Below are 9,218 nucleotides of genomic sequence, written 5' to 3'. Positions count from 1 at the left end.
GTCATCCTGACCCGGGGCGACCACATGAACGCCCACGGCGGGACCAACACGATGAAGATACTCGACGTGGGGGAGCGGCACTGCCCGGCCTGATCGCTTTGTATACAGGAAGGCGGCTTTCTTGTGGCCAGGATGGGGGAAACGTGCGAAGGTAAGCCCATGAGCGAAAGGGACGAGAGGCTACCATGAGCACCAGCTGGCAGGAGGAGATTGCCGCCGCGACGCGTGCCGGTGGGCGGATCAGCGACCGCTTCATCGTCGACAAGGTGCGCAGTGCCGTTCTGACCCAGCGCCTGCCGCCGGGTACGCGCCTGCCCGAAGTGGCACTGGGCGAGATCTTCGGCGTCAGCCGCTCGGTGGTGCGCAAGGCGCTGACCCGGCTGGCCGCCGATCACGTCGTCAGCCAGCAGCCCAACCAGGTCGCCCGGGTACGGGCGCCGAGCATCGAGGAGACCCGAGAGACCTTCGCCGCCCGCCGCCTGGTGGAAGGCGAGGTCGCTGCGCTGCTGGCGGGGAGCCTCGACGAGGCGCTGCTCGAGGATATCGCCACGCTGGTCGCGCGCGAGGCCGAGGCGCATGCCCGTGGCGACGAACCGTCACGCATCGAGCATTCGCTGGCCATCCATCACCTGCTTGCCGAACATTCTCCCAACCGGGTACTGGGCGCCATGCTCACCGATTTGATCCTGCGCACCTCCATCGTCATCGCGCTGTACAAGCGGGCGGGGCTGGCCAGCTGCTACCTGGCCGAGGACCACCCGACGCTGCTCGCCCACCTGCGCAGCGGCGACGGCGAGGCTGCGCGGCGTTGCATCCACGACCATCTGCAGGCACTGGAGGGGCTGCTCGATCTCACTACCCGCGAAACGCGCATCGACCTGATGGCGATCCTCGGCCAGCGGGAGGGCGCCGTGGCCAGTCTGGGCAAGGAGTGACGAGATGCCTGCCAAGCGTATGCTACCCGTCGCCTGGCTGGCGCTGCTGCTGGCCTGGCAGCCGCCTGCCGCGGCCGACGTGGCGGCGACGCTCCAGCGCGCGCCGCTGGAAATCGAGGCGGGCGGCGAGCGCCACCGGCTGGAGGTGGAGCTGGCACGCACCCCGGCGGAACGGCGCCGGGGCCTGATGGAGCGCGACCATCTCGACGCCGACGCCGGCATGCTGTTCCTCTACGAGGAGGTCCAGTCGTCACGGGCAGGCTTCTGGATGTACCGCACCCGCATTCCGCTGGACATCGCCTTCCTCGACGCCGCAGGGCGCATCGTCGCCCTGCACACCATGCAGCCGTGCCCGTCACGCAGCCCCTACGACTGCCCGGTCACCGTGGCCGGTGCCGCCTACCATGCCGCGCTGGAGGTCAACGCCGGCTACTTCGAGGCGCGCGGCATCGAGGAGGGCGACTGCGTCAGCTGGCCCGGGCGCCGGAGTGGCTGCCGGTCAGCGGCCGAGTAGAGCGCGAAAGCGAACCACGATCAGCCCCACCCCGGCGATGACCATGGCCCCGCCCAGGACGATATGGGCGTTGAGCGTCTCGTCCAGCAGCACGATGCCGAGGAACACCGCGCCCGCCGGCACCAGCAGGCTCAGCGGCGCGAGCCGGCTGACGGGATGCCGACGCAGCAGGCCGTACCACATGCCGTAGGCGACGATCGACGACATCACCGCCGTGTAGAGTACCGCGCCCCAGCCGTACCAGCCGGCCTGGGTCACGGCGAGCCACTGGTCTTGCTCGAACCACCAGGAGCCCAGCGCCACCTGGGGCACGGCGAACAGCGCGGTCCAGCCGGCCAGCGCCATGGGTGCCAGGCTGGGTCCCTTCTTGATCAGCAGCTGCGAGACCGCCCAGCCGAAGGCGCTGAGCAACAGCAGGGCCATGGGCAGCGGCGAAGGCAGGCTGGGTCCGCCGGCCAGGACCACCACGCCGCCGAACGACAGCGCGAGCCCGGCCAGCCGCTTGGGGCTCAGCCTCTCGCCCAGGAAGATCACCGCCAGCAGGGTGGCGAAGGGCGTGCCCATCTGTACCAGCAGCGCCCCGGTGCCGGCCTCCGCCTGGCCCAGGCCGATGAACAGCAGGGCGAAGTGCAGGGTGCCGAAGGTCGCCGACAGCAGCAGCAGGAAGGGCAACTGGTGACGGGCCACGGGGTGGAAGGGCACCAGCAGGGCGGCGACCAGCAGAAAGCGCAGGGTGGTCAGCAGCAAGGGGGGCAGCTCCTGCACGCCCAGCTTGATGACGATGATGTTCAGGGCCCAGATCGCCACGATCGAGAGGCCCAGCAGCAGGTCACGCAGCGGCACGGCAGGTTCCCTCCAGTATTTGCCCCGGCGAGGGTAGCAGTCGCGTACCCGCGCGTCGTCCCATATCGTTAACGGGCTACCATTCAACGCACGACGTCGTAGAATGTCGAGGCGTGGTGATGCTCTCGTCGATGCCCGCCAGAACGATAATCACGGCCGGCCATATCGCAACCGGCCTCAGCTGCAAGGACACGTCATGAATTCAGCAAGCCGTATCTCCCGTCTCGCCGCTGCGGTGGCCGGTGCCGCCGTGCTGGGCGCTGCGCTCTCCGCCCAGGCGCGTGAACTCTCCATCTCCACCGTGCTCCCCGATGCCTTCCCCTGGGGGCAGGCGGCCGAGAAGTGGGCCGAGCTGGTGGAGGAGCGCACCGACGGCGAACTCACCCTGCGCGTCTATCCCAACTCGCAACTGGTCAACGGCGACCAGACGCGCGAGTTCTCGGCGATGCGCTCGGGCCTGATCGACATGGCCGTCGGCTCGACCATCAACTGGTCGCCGCAGGTGCCCGAGCTCAACCTCTTCTCGCTGCCGTTCTTCATGCCCGACGAGGCCGCCGTGGATGCCGTGACCGGCGGTGCGGCCGGCGAGATGGTGTTCGAGGCCATCGAAACGCGCGGTGTGATTCCGCTGGCGTGGGGCGAGAACGGTTTCCGCCAGCTCTCCAATTCGCGCGGGCCCATCGACTCGCCCGAGGATCTCGACGGGCTGAAGATCCGCGTGGTCGGCTCGCCGCTGTTCCAGGACACCTTCACGGCGCTGGGGGCCGACCCGACCCAGATGAGCTGGACCGACGCCCAGCCGGCGTTGACCACCGGCGCCGTGGACGGGCAGGAGAACCCGCTTTCGGTCTTCGACGTGGCGCGCATCGATCAGGTGGGCCAGGAGTACCTGACCCTGTGGAACTACATGAACGATCCGCTGATCTTCGCCGTCAACCAGCAGGTCTGGGAGACGCTCTCCGAAGAGGAGCGCGAGATCCTGCGCGAGACCGCCATCGAGGCGGGCCAGTGGGAGATCGAGATGACCCGCGAGCAGGAGAGCGAACGCCTGGCCGCCATCCAGGAGCGCGGCGTGGAGGTCACCGAGCTCACCGCGGAGCAGCACGGGGCGTTCGTCAACGCCACCCAGAGCGTGCACGACAAGTGGATCCCGCGTATCGGGCAGGACCTGGTCGATACCGCGCGTGAGGCGATCGAGGCTCGCTGAGCCCCACCGTGTCGAAACAAGCCTGATCCCGGCGTCGCCGACGCCGGGCCCGTTACCGCGAGGCTTCGATGAAATTCTCTCCCGACGCCAGGCCGGAACGCTGGCTGGGCGCGCTGGCGCTGGCGATCATCTCGCTGATCAGCCTGGGCAATGTCGTGACCCGCTACGTGACCGGTGGGTCGCTGGCCTTCACCGAGGAGTTCTCGGTGTTCCTGCTGGTGGTGCTGACCTTTACCGGCGCTTCCGTGGCGTTGCGGCGCAACGGCCATATCCGCATCGGGCTGCTCGAGCGCGCGCTGCCGCCCGGGCCGCGACGGGCGCTGATTCTCTTCCAGGGGCTGTGCGGGGCCATCGTGCTTGGGCTGATCACCTGGTTCGGCGCCAAGCTGACCTGGGAGGAGTACCAGTGGCAGTCGCTGTCGCCGGGGCTGGGCCTGCCCCAGTGGTGGTATCTCGTCTGGCTGCCGCTGCTGACCGCGGCGATGCTGGTGCGCCTGATCCAGCAGACCGTCGACCGCCTGCGCGGGAGGCTCGACGATGAGTCCTGACCTGTGGATGATCCTGGCCTTCGCCGGACTGCTGATCGCCGGCGTGCCGGTGGCCTTCTCGCTGGCCCTGGCCGGAGCGGTGGGCATCGTCTCGGGCCTCTCGCCGGCGATGCTGGCCACGCTCGGCACCAACACCTACAACAGCATCGCCAAGTATCCGCTGATCGCCATTCCGCTGTTCATCATGACCGGGCTGATCTTCGAGCGCGCCGGGGTGGCGCTGCGCCTGGTACGCTTCGCCCAGGCCCTGATCGGACCGCGTCACGGCGGCCTGGCGCTGGTGGCGGTGCTGGTGTGCATGATCATGGGCGGCATGAGCGGCTCCGGCCCGGCCGACGCCGCCGCGGTGGCCATGGTGATGCTGCCGAGCATGACCCGGGCGGGCTACCCCAAGCCCTTCTCGGCCACGCTGATCGCCGCTTCCGCTTCCACGGCGATCCTGATCCCGCCCTCGGTGGCGCTGATTCTCTATTCCATCGTGGTGCCCGGGGTCGACCTGCGCGCGCTGTTCGCCGCCGGACTCTTCCCCGGCATCCTCGCCGGCCTGGCGCTGCTGGTGCCGGCGCTGCTGGTGTCGAGGCGCTATGGCTGGGAGGGCGGCACGCCGGTGGCGGGTGCCGAACGCCTCGAGGTGGGCACGACCTTCAAGCAGGCCCTGCCGGCGCTGTTCGCCCCGGTACTGATCCTCGGCGGGCTGCGCTCGGGGCTGTTCACGCCCACCGAGGCGGCCGTGGTGGCGGTGGCCTACGGCGCCCTGGTGGGGCTGTTCCTGACCCGCGAGATCGGCTGGCGCGACCTGTGGAACCTGTTCGGCGAGGCGGCGGTGATCTCCGGGGTGGTGATGCTGATCATCGCCCTCGCCGGCATCTTCGCCTGGGCCGGCACCATGCTCGGCACCTTCCGCCACCTGGCGGAGTGGATCATCGGCCTGACCGACAATGGCGTGCTGCTGCTGATCCTGATCATGCTGGCGGTGCTGCTGGCAGGCATGCTGCTCGATGCCATCTCGATCTACCTGATCATGATGCCGATCCTGATCCCGGTGATGCAGCACTTCGCCTGGAACCCGGTGTGGTTCGGCGTCCTGCTGGCGATGAACATCGCCATCGGCCAGTTCACGCCACCGGTGGCGGTCAACCTGATGGTGACCACCGAGATCGCCAGGATCCGCCTCGAGCAGACCCTGGGCTGGGCGCTGCTGTTCGTGCTGGCCATGGCCGCCGCGCTGGCGCTGGTCGCGCTCTTCCCCGGCATCGCGCTGTGGCTGCCGAGGACCCTCGGCTACAACGCCTGATCCAGGGCGGCCAGGGTGCGCTCGAAGACCTCCGCGCTTCGCTTGTCGAACAGCACGAAGCGCACCCGCTCGATGCCCGGGCAGGCGGGCAGGGTCGCCTGGACGGTCTCCAGCGCCACGCGGGCGGCCGCCTCGAGCGGGTAGCCGAAGGCGCCCGCCGACAGGGCAGGGAAGGCAACGCTGACAAGGCCGTGCTGCTCGGCCAGCTCGAGGGCGTTGCGGTAACAGGCGGCGAGCAGCTCCGCCTCCGGCTTGTCGCGCCCGTAGACCGGGCCCAGGCAGTGGATGACGTGACGGTTGGGCAGCTCGAAGGCCTCGGTGATCACGGCCTGGCCGGGTTCGATCGGGGCCAGTGGCCGGCAGGCCCGGTCGAGCTGCGGCCCGGCTGCCCGATGCAGGGCGCCGGCCACGCCGCCGCCGGGGCGCAGCTCCGCATTGGCGGCATTGACCACGGCGTCCATGTCGGGCTGATGGGCGATATCGCCCTGGCAACATTCCAGTTGGGTGGGCATGGGCACTCTCCTTGGGGATGATAGCGTCAGTCTGGTCGGCGGTGCCGCGGTCATTCAAGTGCGGGTGTCGGCGGCAGCGCACCGCGGTGATGCAGTGGCGCGCCGCGGTGGCGAGCTTCGCGCTCAACTCATCAGCCTTTTCGCAAACGTGGACCTGAGCATGCGGTTACCTCCTCGCTATGCGCCGCTGACCTTCGCGGTGCTGATGTCCCTCTACATGGTCACCCTGATGACCTTCGTCATCACCTGGGTCAATACCGGGCTCGGCGCCGGCTTTACCGCGCGCTGGTGGCGCGCCTTCTACATCGCCTGGCCGATCGCCTTTGCACTCATCCTGATCGGCGCACCGCGCCTGCAGCGCCTGGTGGGGTGGCTGGCGCACAGGGAGTGAGCGGGACATATCGTTACGTATCCAGTACTTTTGCGTGACATTCGTTGCAGATCGCAGCAAAAACTTGCAACTCGCCTGCCCAGGCGGTACCAATGTGCTCCCCCGACAAGCCACGGCTCGCCGATCCCAGGTCGGTGTGGCGACGGCTTTGCGCGACAGCGCAGAGCCGCCGTCCCAGGCCCATGACAACAGGAGGAGACAATGAATCAGCGTGTGAACATCGACCTCGGCAATGCCGGAACCGAGGCCATCGAGGCCCGTCAATTCAAGGTCTATACCCATCGCCAGCTGGACAGGATCGAGGCGATCCAGCGTCTGCCTGAAGACCTGCGTTTCGACATGCGGGTGGTCAGCCAGGTGCTGCCGTTTCGTGTCAATCAGTACGTCATCGACGAACTGATCGATTGGGACGACGTGCCGGCCGACCCGGTGTTCCAGCTCACCTTTCCCCAGCGTGGCATGCTGCGGCCGGAACACTTTGCCGAGGTGGCCGAGCTGGTTCGTCGCGACGCCGACGCTGCCGAGATGAAGCCGGTGATCGAGCGCATTCGCCGTGAGCTCAACCCCCACCCGGCGGGGCAGATGGACCTCAACCTGCCGCTGCTCGACGGCGAACCGGTGCCGGGCATGCAGCACAAGTACCACGAAACCGTGCTGTTCTTTCCCAGCCAGGGCCAGGTCTGCCACAGCTACTGCACCTTCTGCTTCCGCTGGGCGCAGTTCGTCGGCGACAAGGACCTCAAGTTCGCCGCAAGCGAGGCGGACTCCCTGCACCGTTATCTCGCCGAGCACACCGAGGTCACCGACCTGCTGATGACCGGCGGCGACCCCATGGTGATGAAGGCCAAGCACCTGAGGATGTACCTGGAGGGTCTGATGACGCCGGAGCTGGACCACGTCCAGGACATCCGCATCGGCTCCAAGAGCCTGACCTTCTGGCCCTACCGCTTCGTCACCGACCCGGACGCCGAGGACATCCTCGCGCTCTTCCGCGAGCTGGTTCAGGCCGGCAAGCACGTCGCCTTCATGGCGCACTTCAACCACTGGAAGGAGATGGAGACGCCCGTCTGCCGCGAGGCGATCCGCCGCATTCGCGCCACCGGCGCCGAGATTCGCACCCAGGCGCCGCTCCTGAAGCACATCAACGACGACGCCGGCCAGTGGGCGAGAATGTGGACCACCCAGGTACGCCTGGGAATGATCCCCTACTACCTGTTCGTCGAGCGCGACACCGGCGCCCGCCACTACTTCGAGGTGCCGCTGGTCAAGGCCTGGGAGATCTATCGCGAGGCGATCAAGGCGGTGCCGGGCCTGGCGCGAACGGCCCGTGGGCCGTCGATGTCCGCCGATCCGGGCAAGGTGGAGATCCAGGGCGTCACCGAGATCAACGGCGAGAAGGTCTTCGTGCTGCGCTTCATCCAGGGCCGCGACGCCGACTGGGTGCAGCGGCCCTTCTTCGCCAAGTACGACGAGGCCGCCACCTGGCTCAACCACCTGGAGCCGGCGCTGGGGGAGCGCGAGTTCTTCTTCGAGGCCGCGTTCGACGCCATGAAGGAGGAAAAGCAGGCGCTGATCCTGAAGGCGAGCTAGCCACATCGAGTCTCGCGTTCAGCCGGCGGCGCCTCCAGCCCGCCGCGAGGCCGGCACATGGCGGTTCAGAGCGCTCATGGGGCATGCATATCAGGAATTAACGTACACTTAACGAAAAGTGCGACTAAAATTAACTCAGTTGAAAAAGACCCATCGTTGCGACGTTTTTTTCGCTAAAGTAGAGGGGAGCGGTTGTTTCCGCCAGCCAGTGGTCTCAACGCCTGGCTACTCAGGGATCATGCTCGTCAGTAATGACGGCTAGCCAATAACGTCAAAGAGGTGTGTTAATGAAACGCCATGCATTTTCCGCGGCAGCATTCTCGGGAGCGCTTCTGGGCGCCGCCATGTTCTCCGCGCCGGCGGTGGCTCAGGAACGCTTCATCACGATCGGTACCGGCGGCCAGACGGGCGTCTACTATGTGGTGGGCCAGTCCGTCTGCCGCATGGTGAATCGCGGCAGCGACGAACACAACATTCGCTGTAACGCCCCGTCGACGGGCGGCTCCGTTGCCAACGTCAACGGCATGCGCAGCGGCGAGCTGGACATGGGCGTGGTGCAGTCCGACGTGCAGTATCTTGCCTATAACGGCGAGGAGAACTTCGAATCCGATGGCGCCTGGGAGGACATGCGTGCCGTCTTCACCATGCACGGCGAGCCGCTGACCGTGGTGGCACGGGCCGATTCCGGCATCGAGCATTTCACCGACTTCCCCGGCAAGCGCATCAACATCGGCAACCCGGGCTCCGGGCAGCGCAACACCATGAATGTGGTGATGGAGGCGATGGGCTGGGATACCGATACCTTCTCGCTGGCCTCGCAGCTCGATGCCGCCGAGCAGGCCGCGGCCCTGGCCGACAACAACATCGATGCCATGGTCTACGTGGTCGGGCATCCCAACGGTTCCATCCAGGAAGCCACCACCACCATTGACGCACGCCTCATCCCGGTCACCGGCGACGAGATCGACGCGCTGATCGAAGAGCACCCGTACTACACCCGCTCGGTCATCCCCGGCGGCCTGTATCGCGGCAACGATGAGGAAGTCGAGACCTTCGGCGTGGCGGCGACCTTCGTCACCCATGCCGACGTCGACGAGGAAGTCGTCTACGAGACCGTCAAGGCGGTTTTCGAGAACTTCGATCGCTTCAAGCGCCTGCACCCGGCATTCGAGAACCTCGAAGAGGAGGAGATGATCTCCGAAGGCCTTACCGCACCGCTGCATGAGGGTGCCGAGCGCTACTACCGTGAGCGTGGCTGGATCGAGTGATACGGCATTGAGGGGTGATATTGCCCTCAGGTGAGATGCGCGGACCCTGGAGGTCCGCGCATCCGTTTGGACAGGCACAGACTCTTGGACGTACCGATCCCGCAACACGGCGGGGG

Annotated in this window: 10 protein-coding genes; 8 read left to right on the top strand and 2 right to left on the bottom strand. The window is 67.1% G+C overall.

The window, feature by feature from the left end; genetic code table 11:
• Positions 1 to 185 precede the first annotated feature (185 nt).
• A complete protein-coding gene (locus tag DIS04_RS12140) occupies positions 186 to 935 on the top strand; it encodes a GntR family transcriptional regulator (protein ID WP_111414036.1) in 750 nt (249 codons plus the stop codon).
• A gap of 4 nt (positions 936 to 939) precedes the next feature.
• The gene (locus DIS04_RS12135) at positions 940 to 1,449 is read left to right on the top strand and encodes a DUF192 domain-containing protein (RefSeq protein ID WP_111414035.1); all 510 of its coding nucleotides are present in this window, start codon (positions 940 to 942) and stop codon (positions 1,447 to 1,449) included.
• Here DIS04_RS12135 and DIS04_RS12130 read toward each other — a convergent pair.
• A complete protein-coding gene (locus tag DIS04_RS12130; RefSeq protein WP_111414034.1) occupies positions 1,435 to 2,292 on the bottom strand; it encodes a DMT family transporter in 858 nt (285 codons plus the stop codon). The two genes, DIS04_RS12135 and DIS04_RS12130, sit on opposite strands and share 15 nt — an antisense overlap.
• Positions 2,293 to 2,488: 196 nt before the next feature.
• Here DIS04_RS12130 and DIS04_RS12125 point away from each other — a divergent pair, with 196 nt between their 5' ends.
• The 3 genes from DIS04_RS12125 to DIS04_RS12115 all read left to right on the top strand — a co-directional run bounded on the left by DIS04_RS12125 (position 2,489) and on the right by DIS04_RS12115 (position 5,341).
• Positions 2,489 to 3,499: a DctP family TRAP transporter solute-binding subunit gene (locus tag DIS04_RS12125; RefSeq protein ID WP_111414033.1), complete on the top strand. Its 1,011-nt coding sequence runs from the start codon at positions 2,489 to 2,491 to the stop codon at positions 3,497 to 3,499.
• Between the two features lie 68 nt (positions 3,500 to 3,567).
• Positions 3,568 to 4,047, top strand: coding sequence for a TRAP transporter small permease (locus DIS04_RS12120; protein WP_111414032.1), 480 nt, complete (start codon positions 3,568 to 3,570; stop codon positions 4,045 to 4,047).
• Complete coding sequence (locus tag DIS04_RS12115) at positions 4,037 to 5,341, top strand: TRAP transporter large permease (RefSeq protein WP_111414031.1); 1,305 nt, start codon at positions 4,037 to 4,039, stop codon at positions 5,339 to 5,341. Before DIS04_RS12120 ends, DIS04_RS12115 begins: the two co-directional genes overlap by 11 nt.
• Here DIS04_RS12115 and DIS04_RS12110 read toward each other — a convergent pair.
• Positions 5,329 to 5,853, bottom strand: a complete 525-nt coding sequence (locus DIS04_RS12110) for a macro domain-containing protein (protein WP_111414030.1) — start codon at positions 5,851 to 5,853, stop codon at positions 5,329 to 5,331. The two genes, DIS04_RS12115 and DIS04_RS12110, sit on opposite strands and share 13 nt — an antisense overlap.
• Before the next feature lie 160 nt (positions 5,854 to 6,013).
• Between DIS04_RS12110 and DIS04_RS12105 the strand changes: the two genes are divergently transcribed.
• The 3 genes from DIS04_RS12105 (at position 6,014) to DIS04_RS12095 (ending at position 9,102) form a co-directional block, all read left to right on the top strand.
• Positions 6,014 to 6,244 (top strand): DUF2798 domain-containing protein, encoded by a 231-nt coding sequence (locus tag DIS04_RS12105; protein ID WP_111414029.1) that lies wholly within the window; start codon positions 6,014 to 6,016, stop codon positions 6,242 to 6,244.
• A 201-nt stretch (positions 6,245 to 6,445) separates the two neighbouring features.
• Positions 6,446 to 7,834 (top strand): KamA family radical SAM protein, encoded by a 1,389-nt coding sequence (locus tag DIS04_RS12100; protein ID WP_111414028.1) that lies wholly within the window; start codon positions 6,446 to 6,448, stop codon positions 7,832 to 7,834.
• 287 nt (positions 7,835 to 8,121) lie between these two features.
• On the top strand, positions 8,122 to 9,102 hold the full coding sequence (locus tag DIS04_RS12095) for a TAXI family TRAP transporter solute-binding subunit (protein ID WP_111414027.1): 981 nt from the start codon (positions 8,122 to 8,124) through the stop codon (positions 9,100 to 9,102).
• The last annotated feature ends 116 nt before the right edge of the window (positions 9,103 to 9,218 follow it).

It is taken from the genome of Billgrantia lactosivorans, from assembly GCF_003254665.1.
In the GTDB taxonomy this organism is placed as follows: domain Bacteria; phylum Pseudomonadota; class Gammaproteobacteria; order Pseudomonadales; family Halomonadaceae; genus Halomonas; species Halomonas lactosivorans.
The sequence above is the reverse complement of the archived record's forward strand: the minus strand, read 5'-3'. Positions and strand labels throughout refer to the sequence as shown.